This is a genomic window from Flavihumibacter profundi (genome assembly GCF_020076305.1).
Classification (GTDB): domain Bacteria; phylum Bacteroidota; class Bacteroidia; order Chitinophagales; family Chitinophagaceae; genus Flavihumibacter; species Flavihumibacter profundi.
The window spans coordinates 1,055,392-1,075,500 of the sequence record NZ_JAIQXE010000002.1; the positions used below are offsets into that span (position 1 = coordinate 1,055,392).

Below are 20,109 nucleotides of genomic sequence, written 5' to 3' on the forward strand. Positions count from 1 at the left end.
TTTGTCCGAAACCGGACAGGTCATTTGATTTTTTATTTTTCAAATAATTGATTTACAGGTATTTGACTTTGGCATCCGTCTTGGAAGTCTATAGATACAAATTTATCTATGGACAAGATTATTGAAGCAGAAGTCCTCCAACAAAAGAGAAAAAAAACAATCATCACTATTGTTGTCATGATAGTGATACTTATAGCTGCAGCCTGGATGCTTCGTTCAAAATTAACATCATCAGTGTCGAGGTCGGTTATCACCACTGCCGTTGTAGAAAAGGGCACAATAGAGAATACGATTTCCGCCTCCGGGGAAGTATTGCCAGAGTTTGAAGAAACCATAACCAGTCCGATCAGTGCATCTGTACAGGAAGTGCTACTCGATGCCGGTAGTGCGGTGAAACCCGGACAATCAATCCTTACTCTCGATAAAACTGCCGCCCAGACAGAATTTGAAAAATTGAAATTTCAGCTCGAATCCAAGCGCAACGATATCAGGAAACTGCGACTGCAGCTTGATAAAGGTTTCTATGATATCAAGTCTAGCAATGACATCAAACAATTGCGTATCAACAGTTTTGAAGCTGATGTTGAAAATGCAAAACGACTCTTTAAAGCGGGTGGCGGTACCCGTGAGGATATTGAAAAAGCAGAACAAAACCTGAAAGTAGCCCGACTGGAAAAACTGCAACTTGAAAATGAGATCAGCAGCAAACAGCAGACCATGCAGGTTGAAATGCGCGAAGCGGAGATTGCTGCCGCTATTCAGGAAAATGACCTGAAAGGGCTGGAACGCAAGCTGCAGCGTGCCAGTATAGTTGCCAGTCGTAATGGTGTAGTTACCTGGGTAAATAAAAATATCGGCGCTGCCATCCGCGAAGGAGATGCACTGGCTAAAATTGCCGATCTCAGCAGTTTTAAGGTACAGGGCAGTATCTCTGATACCTATCTTGATCAAATGCATCCCGGACTTAAAGCCCTCATCCGCATTAATGAAGAAAAACTCCGGGGAACAATCGTCAATATTCAACCTTCAGTTCAAAATAGTGTAGTGTTTTTCGACATACAACTAGATGATGTCAACAATAAAATGTTGCGACCCAATATGAAGGTAGAGGTCTTCCTGGTAACAGCCTCAACCAAGAACGTGCTTCGTGTGGCCAATGGTCCTGCTTTCAAAGGGGCTGCCGACCAGGATATCTTTATAATGAAAGGAAACAAAGCAGAAAGAAGAAGTGTACATCTGGGTATGAGCAATTTTGATTTTGTTGAAATCAAAGACAAGGTGAAGCCCGGCGATGTTATCGTAACCTCCGACATGAGTGCCTTTAAAAATGCCCAAACAATTACTATTACAGACTAACAAGTTATGACAACGCGATTATTCTATATTATTCTCCTTCTCTTTGCAGGTACGATGGCTTTCGCGCAAAGTCAGGATACCATTTTGCTCAACCTTCAGGATGTCATCGCTATGGCCAGGGAAAAATCTATTGCTTCTAAACAGGCCAGCACTACAAAAAAAACAAAGTATTGGGAGTACCAGACCTTCCGGTCCAATTATAAACCACAATTATTATTGAGTGGAATAATGCCTGGCTACAACAAAACTTTTACGGAAGTGCAGCAACCTGATGGTACTATCTTGTTTCAATCCATCCACAACAATAACTCATCACTCGACCTTTCTTTTAGCCAAAGTATTTCAGGGACAGGGGGAACCGTTTTTGGTACCACACAATTACAACGTTTCGAGGATTATGACAGGAATAATAAACTGTATAATGGGGTTCCTTTCGGAATTGGCTACAAACAGCCGCTTTGGCAATTCAATGCGCTGAAATGGGATAAAAAAATTGAGCCCTTGAAATACCGCGAAAGTAACCAGGCATATATTGAATCAATGGAGCGGATCGCCATTATCGCCTGCGGCTATTTTTTTGACCTGCTTGTGGCCCAGGTGAACTTGCAGGTCGCTGAAACCAACTTGGCCAATACACAGAAAATACAAGTGATCACCAATGAAAAACTGACTCTGGGGAAAATTTCTAAAAATGAGATTCTGCAATTACAGCTTGAAGAACTTAAATCGCAGAAAGCTGTAGGTATTGCGCGACGTGATATGGAAATAGCCCGCCTTAACCTCCGCTCCTATACTGGCTTGAAAAGTGCCGTCCAGATTGCGTTGTCGATGCCAAATGCAACTATCAACATGAAAGCGCAGGCTGACAGGGTCCTGTCTGAAGCATTTGCCAACCGTAGTGATGCAATAGCGTTTGTGCGCCGGATGGCGGAAGCGAGAAGGGACGTTTCAAAGGCAAAAGGAGACAACGGACTCAATGCTGCATTAACAGCACAGTTGGGTTTTTCGAAGAGTGCACCTACAATTCCCAAGGTGTACCAGTCGCCACAAGACCAACAGGAGGTTAGGCTAACTTTTACTATTCCCATCCTCGATTGGGGAAGGTCTAAGTCACGCACCAAAACCGCAGAGGCCAACCTGGAGTTCACTTCATATTCAGTGGAGCAGGATAAGCAAGTCTTCATCCAGGAAATATTTACACAGGTGACCTTATTTGATATGATGCAGGAGCAATTGGTTTTTACAGCAAGGGCGGATAGTATCGCCAGTGAAAAATACCAGATTGCCAGTGAAAGGTATGTGTTGGGTAATCTCAGTATTACCGACCTCAGCATTGCCTTCCAGGAAAAAGATCAGGCAAAGCGGGATTATATTGCAGCGCTGAGGGATTTCTGGGGCGCCTATTATCAGCTGCGATACCTTTCTCTATATGATTTTGAGAAAGGCGAAAAAATATATTATAAATAAAAATAACCATTAAGATATGATCAGTTTAAGAAACATCGAAAAAGTATACCGGACAGATACAGTGGAAACCCTTGCGCTGAGCCGCATCAGCCTGGATATTGCACAAGGTGAATTCCTGTCGATCATGGGGCCATCGGGCTGCGGAAAAAGCACCTTGCTAAATATCATGGGACTGCTCGACGCACCAACAAAAGGCGACCTGCAGATCAATAAACAGCGGACAACTGATCTTTCAGATAAGGCACTTGCACAGTTCAGGAATAAAATACTGGGCTTTATTTTCCAGAGTTATCACCTGATTAATGACCTGAAAGTGCTTGATAATGTGGAGTTGCCGCTCTTGTATCGGAACTGCAATGCAAAGGAAAGAAAAGAATTGGCTACTGAAGCACTTGGGAAAGTAGGGTTGAGTAACAGGATCAAACATTTTCCCAATCAATTATCAGGCGGGCAAAAACAACGTGTGGCCATCGCCCGCGCCATTGTTGGCCGACCGGAAATCATTTTAGCAGATGAACCTACCGGTAACCTGGATAGTGCCATGGGTAATGAGATCATGGATATCCTGCTGGATCTGAATAAGCGCGAAGGGACAACGATCGTAATGGTCACCCATGATGAAAACATGGCAAGGAAAACCCATCGCCTGGTGCGGTTATTTGATGGTTCACAGGTTCAGTAATTGTTCATTTATAAATCTGGCAAATATGTTGCTCAATTATTTTAAGATCGCCCTGGCTGTATTGAAAAGAAGGAAATTCTTCACTTTTATAAGTTTGTTTGGCATCAGTTTTACACTGACCATTCTACTGGTGATGACAGCCTTCATTACTAAGGTTATTGGCGACGATTACCCCGATAAAAAGAGAGACCGGTCCCTTTATATTAATAGAATCGAAGAAAGGGGAAAGGAATCCATGCAAAGCGGGTCGTTGTCCTTTTATTTCCTGGACCATTATGTAAGGAGCCTGAAAACGCCATTGAAGCTGGCTATTTCATCGGGTTTTAATGGAACCAATACTTATGTAAACAACAAAAAGATCGCCCTCAATTATAAATATACCAATGCAGAATACTGGGAGGTACTTGACCATGAATTTCTGGAAGGGAAGCCATTTACGGCACAGCAGATCGCCAATGGTGAATTGGTGACAGTGATTTCAGAAGACATTAAAAAAAACTATTTCGGGAATGTTAGTTCTGTTGTGGGTAAATATATTGAAGCTGATAATGTGCAGTACCGTGTCTGTGGTGTGGTAAGAAATGTGCCTATTACCTTGTACATGTTGTACAGTGATATTTACCTGCCTTATACGGTTTCCAAAACTGATTATAAGGGTACAGGGTACCAGGGTGGTTATACCGGTATTTTATTAGCTAAATCCAAAGCGGATATTCCAACTATACAGAAGGAATATGATGCCATGGTTGCAAGGTTGCCAATACAGAGTAAGAATTTCACTAAGATATACTGCCATGCGGATACCTTTATCCGTGGTTATGTAAGAACAGGCAATGAAGAGAGTTCCGGCGTTACCATTGCGTTGTTAACCCTTGGGATTTTTGTGTTGATCACCATTTCTTTACCAACAATCAACCTGGTGAACATCAATATCACCAGGATTATGGAACGATCTTCTGAAATTGGTGTCAGGAAAGCATTCGGCGCATCCTCTTCAACGCTGGTTTACCAATTTATTGTAGAGAACCTTATCCTTACCGTAATAGGTGGACTAATCGGGTTAGTCCTGACTGCCATCATCATCTTTTTCATCAACAGGGCAGACCTGATTGCCTACCTTGAATTATCCATTAATTATAAGGTGTTAGGCATTGGGCTACTTACCTGCCTGGTGTTTGGTTTATTGTCAGGCGTTTTCCCCGCCTGGCGTATGTCAAGATTGAAGGTAGTCGAAGCCCTAAAAGCCTAATAAATTTAATTATCTACAAAAAAGTTACTATGGTCAAGCATTTATTTACGCTGATCTGGAATAAGAAGAAACAAAATGCCCTGCTCCTTTCTGAGATACTTGTTTCCTTTTTGGTGCTGTTTGCAGTATTTTCTATGCTGGTGTATTTCTACCATAATTATAAAAAGCCTGCGGGTTTTAAGTGCGAGCAGGTATGGGCGGTTTCATATAACCAATCATTTGCCGAAAGCAATACCGACTCAGTGGTGCAATACTATGATGCAGTAAAACAATTGTTGTTGTCTCTCCCTCAGGTTAGGTCAGTTAGTTTGGCAAGTAGTAATTTGCCTTATTTTCAAAGAACCATACAATATGGAATTAAACAGAATGCAATTTCTGTTAATAATGTAAACAGTTATGATATTGAAGATAGTTATGCTGCGATCTTGGGACTCCAGATCATGGAAGGACGATGGTTTGATAAATCGGATATCACATTCAAAAACAAACCGATCGTGATCAATAATTCTCTAAAGCAAAGGCTTTTTGGAAATGGGAAAGCTATTGGTGAACTAATTGGCGACGGGCCAGATAAGGATAAGCGAAAGGTAATAGGAGTGGTGCAGGATCCGAAATTTGATGGCGATTATACTGGGGCGGGTTTGGCTAGTTTTAGTCGTATTGATACCGGCAATATCCGTTGGGTGGGTAATATGCTTATTGAAGTAGCTCCGGGTGCTGATGCTGCTTTCGAGGCAAAGCTATACAAAGTACTGGCCAATTCAATGAAGAATGGCAATGTGGAAATTGAATACCTTACTAATAAGCGAAAAAGCATTAATTATTTTGCCCTTGTCCCTATGATCATATTATCCATCATTAGTTCATTTCTGATCGTAAATGTGGCACTGGGGCTCTTTGGTGTATTGTGGTATAATATCAATAAACGGCGGGGCGAGATCGGATTGCGCCGTGCCATTGGTGCCAGCGGGAAATCCATATCGGTTCAATTGGTCACCGAATCGATGTTGTTGGCATGCCTTGCTTTAATGATCGGAAGTTTTTTCGCTATACAATTTCCGTTGCTCAATGTATTTGACCTGCCAGCCGGAATTTACCTCTCAGCGCTGCTATTGGCCATTATTTTTGTGTATATGTTGGTGCTGGTCTGTTCCCTTTACCCGGGCAAGCAGGCTGCAGCTATTTACCCGGCTGCTGCCTTGCATGAAGATTAGGCCCATTATATAAAAAAATATTAAATTGTCTATGTATTATGATATTGATTATCGACGATGATCATGCAGTTAGGACTTCCCTGATGCTCTTACTGGTGAGCGAAGGCTTCAATGTCATGGAAGCGCCCGCACCCGGACAGGCGCTGGATATTGTAGCGAAGGAGCCGGTTACCCTGATCATCCTTGATCTGAATTTTTCTGTCGAAACTTCAGGGGTAGAAGGCATGGAACTACTACAAAAGATCAGGCAGCTTAAACCAGGGGTTCCAGTGATCCTGATCACAGGTTGGGGTACTATTGAGCTGGCTGTGCAGGGAATGAAACTTGGGGCCAACGATTTTATCAACAAGCCCTGGAATAATAGTCATTTGCTGCAGTCTATTAAGACCTTGCTTGAACTCCAGAAAACGGGGGTGGACAAACATACGCGCCAGCAACTGGATGAATTATACCATTTTGAACATATTATCGGTGAAGACAAAAAAATGCTGGAGATACTGGAAACAGTGGGCCGGGTTGCCTCCACCGATGCGGCGGTATTGATCACGGGGGAGAGTGGCACAGGTAAGGAACTCATTGCAGAAGCTATCCACCAAAATAGCAGGCGCCAGCAGAAACCCTTTGTGAAAGTGAACCTGGGCGGTGTTTCGACTTCGCTATTTGAAAGTGAAATGTTCGGCCATGTGCGTGGTGCTTTTACGGATGCCCGCACAGACAGGGCGGGCCGTTTCGAAATGGCCAATAAAGGCACAATATTCCTGGATGAAATTGGCGAACTGGAGATGAGCAGCCAGGTAAAACTTTTACGCGTTTTGCAGGATCGCACCTATGAAGTGCTGGGCAGCAGCCGCACCAAAACAGTAGATATGCGGGTGGTATGCGCAACGAATAAAGACCTTGAACAAATGGTCAGCGCCGGAGCTTTTCGGGAAGACCTGTTTTACCGGATCAATCTGATCAGCATCCATTTGCCGGCCTTACGGGAAAGGCCAACCGATATCCCATTATTGGTGAATGCCTTTATCCATAATATGAAAATACTATACAATCGTCCTTACCTTGCTGTTGGCCGGGATGCCCTGAAGTGGTTGCAGCAATTGCCACTGCCCGGCAATATCAGGCAGTTGAAAAACCTTATAGAAAGATCGGTACTGGTAAGCAGGAAAGACCTGTTGGCGGTGGATGATTTCCGGTTGCAACTGGCTGCATCCACAGCTAAAAAAGGCTACCTTCAATTGCCCGAAGTGGGTACCTTAACACTTGATGAAATAGAAATGGGCATGATAAGGAAAGCGTTGGCTTTTCATAATAATAGAATTTCGAAGGCGGCAGCTTCACTCGGCATTACCCGTAGTTCACTATACCGGCGGCTGGATAAATACAGTATTCCCTACGATGAGAACCAGGACTAAATACATCCTGTTTGTTTCTATTCTGCATTTGACCGCATTATTGCTGACCTATTTTATTTTCAATGGGAATAAATTGCTCTTTCTTGCTGCTGAAGTGGTGATCCTTGTTTCGGCAGGTCTTTCCTACCAGTTTTTTAAGCAATTAGTGCGGCCGCTGATGATGTTATCGCAAGGTGCAGAAGCCATGAAGGACCGCGACTTTACTGTCAAACTAGTGCCTTCAGGAAATTATGAAGTAGACCAGCTCATATATATCTATAACCAGATGATGGATGAGTTGCGTACTGAAAGAACCCGCCATGAACAACAGCATCTGTTCCTTGAAAAATTGATCCAGACTTCACCAACCGGTATTATTATTTTGGATTTTGATGACAACGTCCAGCAGGTGAATCCGAAGGCTCTTGAATTGCTGGAGATGGAGCCTTCAGCGATTTTATTGAAGTCCATCCAAGAATTATCGCACCCGGTTTTGGACCAGGTCAAATTATTGGATTCGGGCAAATCCATTACCCACACATTCAACGGGGCAGTCACATATAAATTGCAGAAGTCCCATTTTGTCGACCGGGGCTTTCCCAGGCATTTCATTATGATTGAAGAACTTACTGCAGAAATCCTGGCAGCTGAAAAGAAGGCCTATGGAAAGGTCATCCGCATGATGGCACATGAGGTGAATAACAGTATTGGCCCGGTTAATTCTATCCTGGCATCCGCGTTATCAGTCAGAAAAATCTGGTCTTTGCCTGAACACCACGCTTTGGCTCATGCCCTGCAAGTAGCGATTGACCGCAACCACAACCTGAACCTGTTCATGCGAAATTTCGCCGACCTTGTCAGGTTACCCGCACCGAACAAAACCTGTATTGACATGAATGCCATGATAATTGCTGTGGTTCAATTAATGGAACGGAAGGCAGTAGAAAAGTCAATCCGATTCAACTATTGCTCTAACGGCGAGTCATTCCATCTGGTAGCCGACAGCCAGCAGATGGAACAGGCGCTGATCAATATTGTAAAGAATGCCATGGAAGCTATTGAAGCAGATGGTGTGATAAGTATTGAACTTAACAGGACCACACGGATTTTAATAATTTCAGATAATGGAAAAGGAATAAGTACGGAGGTTTCGGAACAGTTGTTCAGTCCGTTTTTCAGTACAAAACGTGATGGGCAGGGGATAGGATTAACACTGGTAAAGGAGATCTTAATGAACCATGGTTTTGAGTTTTCACTAAAACAGGCAGAAACAGGCTTGACGGTATTTACAATACGGTTCTGATTTTTACAATTATTTTAAACAGGCCATGACATTTGATTTTCTGCTAAATTTTGTTTTCCGGTAATTGGCTACTACAGAATCCCTGGTGTAGCTCTTTTGTAAAATTTCGTTTGGTTTCAGGTAAAATATCTTTGCATTGTTCTTATAGCTTTTTTTAGCATTAGAACAATTAAGGGTATATTCTGTGCCATCGTATAAAGCGAAGCCCAGGTTATGGCCTATTGCAAGCTGGTCTGTAAACCGCTCCATTTTTCTTTTGTACCTGGCAAATGAATATTTATACCCCATCCATAATATTCCCCCGTTTGTTTTTTGGGTATAATGCAGGATATGCCCCAATTCATGGCCAATCCAGCCTACTGTCTGGTTAAAACTCAGTTCATTCCATTTTAAACCTAATTTTGAAGCGCCATCCTGGTTGATGGTAACTATATATAATCTCTTATTCCTGTTCTTTAGCAGCGAAGACAGGGTTGGCCTTGAAGACATCGTTGTAGAAGCTTTACCAAACCTGAATTCTATATTCACCGTCTTCAATTCAGGGTAGAACTGCAATGCTGTAAGGCATTCTGTTTCGAGCACAGGCGGAATAATTTTATTCATTCCATAGTTATCTTTTAATGCTTCAAGGTGATTGGTGAAGGAATCTTTTTGCAAATAATTGACAGCAATGAACTGTGCATCAGCCCACATGAATAAGTTGGCAAGGAGGCAGATAAGGAGTAGCTTTTTCATGGCTTTATGTTTGTTGGTTTATTGTATAGCCATCCGAAAATACCTCCAGGATAAAGCCAGCCATAATTGAAAATCGCGGCGGGAATTGCCGCCGTATCGAATATTCTTAAAGGTGAGAAAATAGTAGTATTGCTGTTAAGGGTTTCCCGTAGTTTAAGATTCAACGGTCAATTGAAAACGGATATTTAAAAAATTGATTTGGGGCTTTACGGAAAATCCGTAAATTAAATGAGCATGACTGAGCCTAATTTCCAGAAAGAACTGTTCAGCTATATCAAGAATAGCCTGCCCCAGCATATTTCCATGGTGGATGAGATCGCGGAAATGCTTAATCTCAGTTATGATAGTGTATATCGCCGCATCAGGGGAGAAAAGCCCCTGGCCTTACATGAGCTCAAGCTATTATGTGAGAAGTTCAAACTGTCTGTAGACCAGCTATTGCATCTGAAAACAGAATCCATTTTGTTTGACGCGCCGGGTATGAATGGGAATTCTGTGGAATTTATTAACCATATCAACGGCATTTTACGACAATTCACATACTTCAATTCTTTCAGGGAAAAAGAGATATTTTATTTATGCAAGGATTCAACTATCTGGAATTTTTATCTTTTTCCTGAAATCGCAGCCTTTAAAACCTTCTTCTGGACTAAAACTATAAACAACGATCCGGCGCTTAGTAATAAGGCTTTTTCTTATAATGAGTATCCCTTTAAGGACTGTTATGAAGTTGGCCAGAAAGTGTTGCGCGAATTCAATAAAATTCCCTGCGTTGAATTGTGGAATACAGAAAGTATGATCAGTACAATCAACCAGATTGCATACTACCGGGATGCAGGCAATTTTAAAACACAAAGTGATTTTGACGGTGTGCTGCAATCCTTTCATCTGATGATCGACCATCTTCAACACCAGGCGGAAAAAGGGGTGAAATTCATGCCTGGGGATGGGCCGGCTGCTTACCAGGCGCCCATTCAATTTTATGTAAATGAATTGATTCTGGGCAACAATACAATGGCTATTAAGCTCGATAGCAATGTATTATCGATGGTAACCTACAGTGTTTACCATTACCTTTTTACAAGGGATGAGCGATTCGCAAATAAAGTAATGTCTTCATTCAATTCTTTATTGAGTCGTTCGACGCTTATCAGTAAGACCGGTGAAAAAGACAGGAACCGCTTTTTTAACGCGATCCGGGAAAAAGTTAATAGCCTTAAAAAATAGGTGCAGCATTCTTCGCTGATTAGCAAAAGAGGGCTTATCCTTTTATGATTTTATACACTGCACCTTTAGGGCCTGTTTTAGTGTTCAGTATGCCCATTACATATATTTCATTGTTTTCATCAATATTACAGCCACAAATTAAAAAGGGATCTGCTGGTTTATTGACTATTTTCAATGGTTGTCTTATCCAGGTTCCTGTTGCATTTTTCATAAGGGTGAACATGCTGCCGCCGAAATCTGCAAAAACATATTTATCTTTTAATAAAGGCACTTCCTTTCCGTAATAAAAACTTCCACCAATGATGCAAATGCCTTCTTTACGGTTATAAGTATTAATTGGTGAAATAAAAGTGGATTTGTTATTTGAGTCGCTTTTTACAAAACTGCTGTTTCCTTCTTTTAAAGGCCAGCCATAATTTGCACCTTTCTGAACGATGTCAATTTCCTCCTCCATTTTTTCACCTACATCGGCACCAAATAATTGATGGGAAGATGGGTCGAAGGAAAATCGCCACATTTTACGAAAGCCATAAGCCCAGATTTCAGGCCTTGTATTCTTCATCGCAACAAAAGGGTTGTCAGCTGGAATTGCATAAGGATGCCTGTTTACATCTATCCGCAATAATTTCCCGTTTAAAAGGTTTAAATCCTGGGCGTGGTATCTATATGTGCTGTCACCTAATTTATCATCGCCGATAGAAATATATAAAAAGCCATCGGGGCCAAAGGCAATCTGGGCGCCATTGTTTTGAATATTATTCCCTTCTAATCCAATTACCAGATGCTCAGTTTCCGGGTCTGCAAAATTGTTGTCGGATTTGCTGGCTGTAAATTCTGAAATAACCAGTTTGTATTTTTTTCGTTGGATCGTAGGACGGGTACTATAGGCCACAAAAAATTTGCCGTTTGTTGCAAACAGCGGATGGAATGCAACACTGAAGATGGCGCCTGCTTTAGGTTTTTTATCCTGTTGACCAGTTTTGCTCTTGAGATTTAAAAAAGGTGTTGATAATACTGAATCATTTTTCAGGATCCATACTTTTCCCTGATTATCCGTAAGGAATATCCGGTGGGTATTGTCGGGTGATACATTCAGTTCAACAGGCGTTTCAATTACGGTTGTGACTAATTCAAGCTTTACTGCAACAGAATCAGTATCTGATTTCTTTTTTGATCCTACTAATTTTTTTGAATCTGTAGTTTGGCAGGCTATTATACATAAAATAAAGGCAACAGTATTGCCATAACAAAATAACTTTTTCATAATAGCTGGCTTAATTCCATTGAAATATATCGTTTATATTTCAATATAAATATTATGAAGTGGCTATTGACTCATCGGCTATTTCAATAGATTTTGAAATAATGGCCAATCCTTCCAGGATTTCTTCCTTAGTGACAGTTAATGGTGGGGCGATGAAGATAAAATTCCAGCGCACAAAAGTGTACATGCCCAGTTGCCTGATCCGGGCGGCCACTTTATTCATGACAGCCATTTCATGAGGTTTCGCGTTGAAAGGTGCCAGTGGTTCCCTGGTATACCTGTCCTTCACCAATTCAATGCAGCCCAGTAAGCCCTTGTTTCGCCAATCGCCGATGCTTGGGTGTTTAAGTTTCAATTGTGCCACCTGTTCATCCATAAACCTGCCCATCCTGGCAGCATTTTCAATCAGTGCGTCAGTCTCATATATATTCAGCGTTTCCAGGGCTGCCGCACAGGACACCGGATGTGCAGAATAGGTGAGTCCCAATGGCAACATTGTATCATTGTATTTTTCGGCAATGGTATCGCTAACCATCAGGCAGCCGAAAGGCAGGTATCCGCAGGTTAATCCCTTGGCCATAGCGATCATATCTGGTATAATGCCATGGTGCTCGAAGCCGAACCATTTCCCGGTTCTTCCGAACCCGCTCATCACTTCATCGATAATCAGCAGAATACCGTACTTATTACAGATAGCCCTAACCGCTTTCATAAAGCCATCTGGGTATTGTAAACATCCCGATGTGCCTGATTCCCCTTCCAGCAAAATAGCAGCGATGTTTGACTCTCCCTCATAGGCGATCATCCTTTCCAGGCTGGCGATGGATTCTTTCAGCAGGTTTTCTTCACCATATTCCCAGCGGTACCTATTGGGTAGGTCAAAATGAATAAAATTGGGAGCCTGCTGGCTGTCCACCGCATGTTTCCTGGGATCGCCGCCCGCAGATATTGCCCCATAGGAGGAACCATGGTAGGACTGGTAACGGGTCAAAATTTTGTGCCTGCCGGTATAGTGCCTTGCAAGCTTGATCCCATTTTCAATTGAGGTGGCGCCACATAAGGTAAAAAAAGCTTTGTTGAGGTTGCCCGGACAAATTTCCGCGAGTTTTTTTCCCAATTCACCGCGCACTTTTGTAATGCAGGATGGGGTAACATAACTCACTTCCTGCATCTGCTTTATAACAGCATCGGTTATACGCCGATCGCCATGCCCGATATTTACATTCATTAACCCGGAGGAAAAGTCAATGTACTTCCTGTCATCGTAATCATACAGGTATACCCCTTTGGCATATTTCACGGCAATAGGTGAAAGTCCCGATTGTTTGCTCCAGGAAAACAGGGTGTAATCCAGGCTATTCGATACAATTTCTTCGGTTGCGGAGGGAATATTAATGGTACTCATACCTCTAATTTAACGAAAATTAGTGCCGTATGGCAGCTGCCACCCTGGAACCAATCAACGCAATGGCCTGTTGAAGTCTGGCATGCGATAATCCGGCGTTATCCATTTGGAAGCTGACCCTGGAAATGCCTCCAAGCGATTCGCTGTGCCGTAAGATTTTGGCGGCAACTTCTTCCGGGCTGCCAATCAGCAATGCACCTGTTGGCCCAATCTGTGCATTGAACTGAGCCCTTGTAACAGGCGGCCAGCCACGCTCTTTGCCAATACGGGTAAAGGTTTCGGCATATCCCGGGTAATAATCATTAATAGCTTCTTCTGTGGTCTCTGCCACATAACCCAATGAGTGCAGGCCAACTTTCAATTTTTCCGGGGCATGGCCAGCTTTTGCCCCTGCCTTTCTGTATAAATCTACAAGTGGCCGGAAGCGATGGGTTTCCCCACCAATTATGGCCACCATCAGCGGCAGCCCCAGGAAGCCGGCCCGTATAAATGATTCAGGTGTGCCGCCAACGCCAAGCCAAATGGGAAAGGGGTTTTGTAATGGCCTTGGGTAGATAGCCTGGTTACGCAGTGAGGGCCGGAATTTTCCCGACCAATTGACAACCTCGTTGTCGCGGATATTCAGCAGGAGATCCAGCTTTTCGGAAAAAAGTTCATCGTAATCCTGCAGGTTCAAACCAAAGAGGGGGAAGGCTTCCGTAAATGAACCGCGGCCAACCACCATTTCAGCACGGCCACGGGAAATCAGATCGAGGGTAGCAAAATTTTGAAATACCCGTACCGGATCAGCTGCACTTAAAACTGTAACGGCGCTGGTTAGGCGAATATGTTTTGTACGTGCAGCCGCAGCTGCGAGAATGATGGCCGGTGCGGAATCCAGGAATTCTTTGCGGTGGTGTTCACCGATGCCAAAAAAATCCAGTCCGGCTTTGTCTGCCTGTTCTATTCTTTCCAGTAATTCTGCCAACGCATCCATAGAATCATTGGAAGTGCTTTTGCCGGTGCCGGTTGTAGCGGCTGCGAAACTATCAATCCCTATTTCCATGTGCATTTCATATAATAATAAATAAAGGAATCAACTTACCAGCTTTGCGATTCCAAAAGCGGCAGCAGCTGCGATTAAGCCTATTAGCGTAACTTTTAATGCACCATTAAGTGGTGGCTGTCCTGTAACCTTGCTTTTGAAATACCCGAAAACAAATAAACAAATGGTCGTGATAATTGCCGATACAATTAAACCTTCTTTAGGAGAAGGGGTAAAAAAATAGGCAGACAAAGGCAATAATCCACCAATAAAGTAAGCTACACCTATTGTTAGCGCTGAATTCCTGGCCCTGTTGGCATTAGGTTCCTCCAGGCCCAATTCAAATTTCATCATGAAGTTGACCCATTTGGTTTTATCTTTTGCCAACTCAAGGGCTATAAGGTTTTGCCCTTCAGTACTTATCCCATAATCAGCAAATACATCTTTTACTTCCTGCATTTCCCTTTCCGGGACTCTTTCCACTTCGTCATATTCCCGCTTTAATTCGCTTTGGTAATGTTCCAGCTCAGTCCTGCCAGCAAGGTATCCACCAAGACCCATAGCGATACATCCGGCAACTATTTCGGCAATACCAGCGGTTATAACAATTTTATTGCTGCTTACAGCACCGCTTAAACCGGCAGCGAGTGCAAATGGAACGGTTAATCCATCACTCATGCCAATAACGATATCAGTAATAAATTCTGAACTCTTTAAGTGATTTTCTACATGTGCCATATTTCCAAAAATTTGACTTATCAACCTAATAATGAGAATGTAATACTAAACTTTAAAATGTTAGGTATAACTATTGACAGATTATTGGCTTACTGATTTTTATCATATGAATGTAAGACAAGGGTCAGGAATATCCTATTTACTATTTTTTAACTTAAAATAATAAAATTAATAGAATGGGAAGACTACTTTATATCATAGCTGTGATCCTTATAATAGGATGGCTAATCGGGTTCTTTGCATTTCATGTTGGTGGCATCATACATATTTTGCTGGTAATTGCATTAATCGCCATCATTCTTAGGGTTATTCAGGGGAATAAGGCCATTTGAAATTTGTTCCTAAGGGAAGGGGGATATGTGGATATGCTCGTCTGTCCGGCACAAAGGGAAAGTCGTTGCGCTGTGGTATAATTTTTTGTGTAATGGCGCAATTGTGGCTTTAGTAAATACAGTAGATTGCTGTTCAAATTATAAGGCCAAAAATGTTAAACTGCAAGTATATAATACTGTCCTTTTTTTTCCAGTCTACAATAGAAATGTGTTTTTCGCAGCAAGCCCAGGTTAATACAATACAGCCACCTGTCCATTTCAGGATGCAAAAGGTATCCACAGAAACATATGAGTCGGTAGGTGTTTTCGACGTTGATGGTGACGGACAACAAGATTTGGTTTCAGGTGGGTTTTGGTATAAAGGCCCGGAATATATCAAACGCTTTCCTACGAGGGATGTAAAGCGGACCGGCGAGTATTTTGATGATTTTTTTACCATTCCATTAGATGTGAACGGCGATGGCAGGATGGATTATATTTCCGGCGGTTGGTTCGGAGGAACAATCTACTGGTATGAAAATACTGGTAAATATGATGAAAACTGGCCAGAGCATATTATAGCTCAAATTGGTAACCTTGAAACTGCCCGTGCCTGGGATGTTGATGGTGATGGTATTGTGGAAATTGTACCGAATAACCTGGAAAAGACATTCAGGTTTTATCGTTTGGACCTTGATGCAAAAGGAAAAGGTAAGGGCAGTTTTGCTGAGCATAAGCTGTTCGATACTCAGGGCCATGGACTTGGTTTTGGTGACGTGAACAATGATGGCCGCTCAGATTTTGTATTAGCTGATGGTTGGCTTGAAGCGCCTAAGAAGCCCCTGGCTGAACCCTGGAAATGGCATCCCGAATTCCATTTCGATAAAGCCAGTATACCCATACTGGTTGTGGACCTTAATAAAGATGGCCATAATGACCTGATCGTTGGAAATGGTCACGGCTACGGCTTGTATTGGTATGAACAAGGTCAAGGAGGGAAATGGATTAAACATGACATTGATCCTAATAACGCACAATTCCATACTATGGCCTGGGCAGATATCACCGGCGATAATATCCCCGAATTATTAACCGGGAAACGCTTCAGGGCACACAATGACCATGATCCCGGTGCTTATGACGATTATGGCCTGTATTATTACCAATGGAACGGGGAAGCATTTAGTAAGCAGGTTATTAATTACGGTGCCTTAGGGTTTGCCAAAGGCACCGGTAATTTTTTTACAGTGACTGACCTTAATGCCGATGGGCGTCCTGATTGGATTGTTGCCGGAAAAGATGGCCTGTGTATTTTTTATAATGAGGGGGTTAATAAGTTTTAAGCGGTATATAATTATATTGCCTTGCCCATAGCAGGATCAGTTTTGCTGATTTCCCCGGTTTCTATATGTCCCGCATACCTTGCCTCAAACAAATCATGGCCATTTATTTTTATGGAAAAATCATACCAGTTATGGCTTTTGTCGAGGTTTAAAATAATTGCAGAGTCTGAACCGGTAACCGCCAGGTTTTTGGTAACAACCGGGTTTTTGTAAGCGTTATCAATAATTTCTAACACTTGTTGCCTGCCGCTTTTGTTTTTGAGGTGCAAAGCGATATTCCCGGTGAGCCTTTTTGGGTTCAGTTTTGCATGTTCATAGTCGCACAGGATATCCACATCGGGGTTATTGCTACTGCCTTTAAATTCCCGGAAAAATCCATTCGGCCCATAGACACAGAGGTGGTATACATTGTTTTCAAAATTGGCGATTGACCAATAATCTTTTAATGCATCGCCTGCAATTACAGTATACGACCATGTTTCAAGCGTCTTGTTTTTATAATTACCGGGAGTGTAAACATTAAAAGGCGAACCCAGGGATTGCTGGCCAAAGACCTTGTTGCCCGACCTGAATTGTATTTCAAAAGATTTTTTGTCTGGGCTAAGATGGCCATCAACATATAAGTCGTAAGGTAAAGCGCAGGCCGCACGAGTCCCTTTTTCCTGGCGTGGCATAAAATCAACAGCCGACGGATCCTTTTTTATTTGTTCTATTTCTGCGGCAGTAAGGTTTTTAAAATTAGAAGGCAGCTCTTTAAATTTGGCTTTGTGGATATCTTCTACAACTTCATCCCTTTTAAGCGGGGCGGGCGTGGAAATCTCTTCACCATTGTATGGCCGGAAATTTGAGGTAAGGTCCCCGCAGACCGTACGGCGCCACTGGCTGATATTTTTTTCTTCTATTTTCTTCCCGTATTTATTGTTCAGGAAATTTTCAAGGAATTGCAAAGTGGATGTATGGTCAAATACCTGTGAGTTAACATATCCACCCCGGCTCCATGGAGAGGCAATTACAAGTGGCACCCGGAAGCCCAGGCCAATAGGGCTTTCCCTAACGGAGCGGGCATCTGAAGATTGTTGTGCTTTAGTTACATATTCCACACCAGCATCAATGCCTTTAGATGTTAACCCTGTTCCTTCCATAGTTGGGTTTGGCACTGTGAAGGGTGGGATATGGTCAAAGTATCCGTCATTTTCATCATAGGCGAGAATGAAAATTGTTTTTTTCCATACCTCCGGATTATGTGTAAGGATATCCATCACTTCACTGATATACCAGGCGCCATACCATGCTGCACCAGGATGATCAGAGAAATTCTCGGGAGCAACAATCCATGATACAGTCGGCAACTCCCCTTTTTTAACATCATCACGAAACTGGTGCAGAACATCACCTTTGGGTACAAGTACTTCCCTTTCGATATTTCCATCCTTGTATTTCAGGGAAGTCAGTTCATGGTAATGCGGATCATTTTTATTAGTCGTAAAAGCTTTGTTGTGAATGTTTTTATCAAATTCACTTAACTGGTTGAATTTTTCAGCAGTATATATTTTTTGCTCATTGGCATTCTTAACCAGGTACTTTTTATATTCTGCTATTTTATTACTGAGGTCTTCCGCCTCCTTGCCCGTTAAAGTTGGTAAAGCCAGTTCCATTTTTTGTATTTCGGTCTTGGCTAAAGCTGCATATTTGGGCAGGTTGGCAATATATCCCGGGGTAAGTTTCACATTATATTGTGCAAAAAACTCCAGCGGGTTATCCGTAAAATTTGCCAGCCATGAATCTTCCTCCCCTTCCAGGCCTACGCCTACACTAAGTTCATTTTGGTAAACTTTCCAGGAGACACCGTTTTTTTCAAGCCTTTCGGGGAAGGTTGTCCAGTTGGCCCAGTTATCGTAATCGATATCGCCATTCCAAACCTTTGCATGTGCGGCTGCTAGCTGTTTCTCACGGATAGTTCCGGACCAGAAATAAACCCTGTTTGGCGTGGTGCCAGTGAAAGCTGAACAAAAATTCTGGTCGCAAACCGTAAAGGCATCAGCAAGTGCATAATAAAATGGAATATCCTGCCGGGTATAATATCCCATGGTTAATGGCATTTCGCTCTACTCTTTGTGGCCGGAATGCTTTGCATCGAGCCATTTGTCGTACCGGCCATGGTTCCAGGCATCAACCTGGTTGCTCCAGGAGTGGGGAAGAGAACTCATCCAGGTGGCTTTTGTATCTTTTATATCCAGGTGAAACGGAGGATAAGTTTCCCCTTTTTGATTGGTTTGCAGCCATACTGGGTTTTTGTTGGGCAAGGTTATTGCCCTGGGATCATTGAACCCGCGTACACCCTGTAATGTGCCATAGGTATGATCGAATGAGCGGTTCTCCTGCATTAATATTACAATATGTTCTGCATCCAGGTAAGTACTGCCTGGTGTGGGGTTGATGGCTAGTGCCTTTTGGATCGGCATGGGAAGTATATTCAGCATACCTGTACCACCTGCCAGTAATGAAGCCCGTTTAAGAAATTCTCTCCTGTTATCCATGATGATTTTATAATAATACAAAGGCGAAAAATTACTAATTAACCTATTATTTATTGAAAAAAAAAGTTCCTTGGGTAAAAGCGGATATGTTCGAATACATAATTTTCATGCAGCCGGAGTTTGTCAAGCAATTGTTTCAATTCGCTTTCTTCCCATTTCTTCTGGAACATTTCATCATGCAGTAATACCACTATATGGTCTTTGGTAAAGGTGTTGCCGGTTTCCAGGCGGGATTCAATTTCTTTCAGCATCTGTTCAACAGTTTGTAAAGGCCTGCCATCTGTAGCATTGTGTTGCCATTCGATATCCCATCCATATAAAGAATAGCCATTCTCTGCCAGTAAATCAGCAGCTGCAGAACCACTTACTTCATCATCTTTCTTTCTATTGCCAATTCGCCACATATTCCTTCCGGGCAAGCGGACAATTTTATACCGCAGTTTCAGTAGTTGTTCATTCTTCTGGATATCGGCCAGTACATTTTTCGGGTTGCTGTAAAAAAGGGTGTATTTGCCATTTGCATGGGAGTAGCTATGGTTGCAGGCTTCCACAAATGGGTTTTGTTCATATAATTTGTAATAACTATCCAGTTGCCTGCTTTTTTCTGCATGCTCACCAACCAGGAACACATTTATCTTCAAGCGTTCTGCAAGGATTACACTATCAATGTTTTCGCTACCTTTTAAAGGGCCGTCATCAAAAGTCAAATAAATATACCTGAGCGGGAAGATTTTTGTCCTGCCTTCAGGTTTAGCTGAATTGTTAGTTATTATAAAAGAGGAATATACCACTACCAATAATGAGGTTACTATTAGTGGCAGTGTTTTTTTAAAAAAGGCTCTTTGCATATGCCAGTGTTGTCG

General features: G+C 42.4%; 16 protein-coding genes and 1 pseudogene. 10 read left to right on the forward strand and 7 right to left on the reverse strand.

Annotation, left to right across the window (positions count from 1 at the left end):
* Window positions 1-108: 108 nt before the first annotated feature.
* From LAQ65_RS14365 to LAQ65_RS14395, 7 genes are read left to right on the forward strand one after another with little or no spacing between them, the layout of a single operon-like run.
* Window positions 109-1,356 (forward strand): efflux RND transporter periplasmic adaptor subunit, encoded by a 1,248-nt coding sequence (locus LAQ65_RS14365; protein WP_224117670.1) that lies wholly within the window; start codon window positions 109-111, stop codon window positions 1,354-1,356.
* Window positions 1,357-1,362: 6 nt separating this feature from the next.
* Window positions 1,363-2,823: a TolC family protein gene (locus tag LAQ65_RS14370; protein ID WP_224117671.1), complete on the forward strand. Its 1,461-nt coding sequence runs from the start codon at window positions 1,363-1,365 to the stop codon at window positions 2,821-2,823.
* Between the two features lie 16 nt (window positions 2,824-2,839).
* Window positions 2,840-3,505, forward strand: coding sequence for an ABC transporter ATP-binding protein (locus LAQ65_RS14375; protein WP_224117672.1), 666 nt, complete (start codon window positions 2,840-2,842; stop codon window positions 3,503-3,505).
* 25 nt (window positions 3,506-3,530) lie between these two features.
* Window positions 3,531-4,754: an ABC transporter permease gene (locus tag LAQ65_RS14380; RefSeq protein ID WP_224117673.1), complete on the forward strand. Its 1,224-nt coding sequence runs from the start codon at window positions 3,531-3,533 to the stop codon at window positions 4,752-4,754.
* A gap of 29 nt (window positions 4,755-4,783) precedes the next feature.
* Window positions 4,784-5,968, forward strand: coding sequence for an ABC transporter permease (locus LAQ65_RS14385; RefSeq protein ID WP_224117674.1), 1,185 nt, complete (start codon window positions 4,784-4,786; stop codon window positions 5,966-5,968).
* Between the two features lie 38 nt (window positions 5,969-6,006).
* Window positions 6,007-7,380 carry a sigma-54-dependent transcriptional regulator gene (locus LAQ65_RS14390; RefSeq protein ID WP_224117675.1) on the forward strand — a complete coding sequence of 458 codons (1,374 nt, stop codon included), beginning with the start codon at window positions 6,007-6,009 and terminating at the stop codon, window positions 7,378-7,380.
* Entirely contained in the window at window positions 7,364-8,662 is a 1,299-nt protein-coding gene (locus tag LAQ65_RS14395) for a sensor histidine kinase (RefSeq protein WP_224117676.1), read from the forward strand. The genes LAQ65_RS14390 and LAQ65_RS14395 overlap by 17 nt, the downstream gene beginning before the upstream one ends.
* 9 nt (window positions 8,663-8,671) lie before the next feature.
* Here LAQ65_RS14395 and LAQ65_RS14400 read toward each other — a convergent pair whose 3' ends face one another.
* Entirely contained in the window at window positions 8,672-9,397 is a 726-nt protein-coding gene (locus tag LAQ65_RS14400) for a hypothetical protein (RefSeq protein ID WP_224117677.1), read from the reverse strand.
* A gap of 234 nt (window positions 9,398-9,631) precedes the next feature.
* Here LAQ65_RS14400 and LAQ65_RS14405 point away from each other — a divergent pair, with 234 nt between their 5' ends.
* Complete coding sequence (locus LAQ65_RS14405; RefSeq protein ID WP_224117678.1) at window positions 9,632-10,624, forward strand: helix-turn-helix domain-containing protein; 993 nt, start codon at window positions 9,632-9,634, stop codon at window positions 10,622-10,624.
* Window positions 10,625-10,658: 34 nt separating this feature from the next.
* Here LAQ65_RS14405 and LAQ65_RS14410 read toward each other — a convergent pair whose 3' ends face one another.
* The 4 genes from LAQ65_RS14410 to LAQ65_RS14425 are packed head-to-tail and all read right to left on the reverse strand — an operon-like array spanning window position 10,659 to window position 15,055.
* Window positions 10,659-11,888: a PQQ-dependent sugar dehydrogenase gene (locus tag LAQ65_RS14410; protein WP_224117679.1), complete on the reverse strand. Its 1,230-nt coding sequence runs from the start codon at window positions 11,886-11,888 to the stop codon at window positions 10,659-10,661.
* Window positions 11,889-11,940: 52 nt separating this feature from the next.
* Window positions 11,941-13,293 (reverse strand): aminotransferase class III-fold pyridoxal phosphate-dependent enzyme, encoded by a 1,353-nt coding sequence (locus LAQ65_RS14415; protein WP_224117680.1) that lies wholly within the window; start codon window positions 13,291-13,293, stop codon window positions 11,941-11,943.
* A 19-nt stretch (window positions 13,294-13,312) separates the two neighbouring features.
* The gene (locus LAQ65_RS14420; RefSeq protein WP_224117681.1) at window positions 13,313-14,338 is read right to left on the reverse strand and encodes an LLM class flavin-dependent oxidoreductase; all 1,026 of its coding nucleotides are present in this window, start codon (window positions 14,336-14,338) and stop codon (window positions 13,313-13,315) included.
* 30 nt (window positions 14,339-14,368) lie between these two features.
* Window positions 14,369-15,055 carry a VIT1/CCC1 transporter family protein gene (locus LAQ65_RS14425; protein ID WP_224117682.1) on the reverse strand — a complete coding sequence of 229 codons (687 nt, stop codon included), beginning with the start codon at window positions 15,053-15,055 and terminating at the stop codon, window positions 14,369-14,371.
* A 176-nt stretch (window positions 15,056-15,231) separates the two neighbouring features.
* Between LAQ65_RS14425 and LAQ65_RS14430 the strand changes: the two genes are divergently transcribed.
* Entirely contained in the window at window positions 15,232-15,387 is a 156-nt protein-coding gene (locus LAQ65_RS14430) for a lmo0937 family membrane protein (protein ID WP_224117683.1), read from the forward strand.
* A gap of 152 nt (window positions 15,388-15,539) precedes the next feature.
* Entirely contained in the window at window positions 15,540-16,709 is a 1,170-nt protein-coding gene (locus LAQ65_RS14435) for an FG-GAP repeat domain-containing protein (RefSeq protein WP_224117684.1), read from the forward strand.
* 11 nt (window positions 16,710-16,720) lie between these two features.
* Here the strand turns inward: LAQ65_RS14435 and LAQ65_RS14440 are convergent.
* Window positions 16,721-19,246: pseudogene (locus tag LAQ65_RS14440) on the reverse strand (phosphocholine-specific phospholipase C).
* Window positions 19,247-19,296: 50 nt separating this feature from the next.
* Window positions 19,297-20,094, reverse strand: a complete 798-nt coding sequence (locus LAQ65_RS14445; RefSeq protein ID WP_224117685.1) for a polysaccharide deacetylase family protein — start codon at window positions 20,092-20,094, stop codon at window positions 19,297-19,299.
* Window positions 20,095-20,109 lie beyond the last annotated feature (15 nt).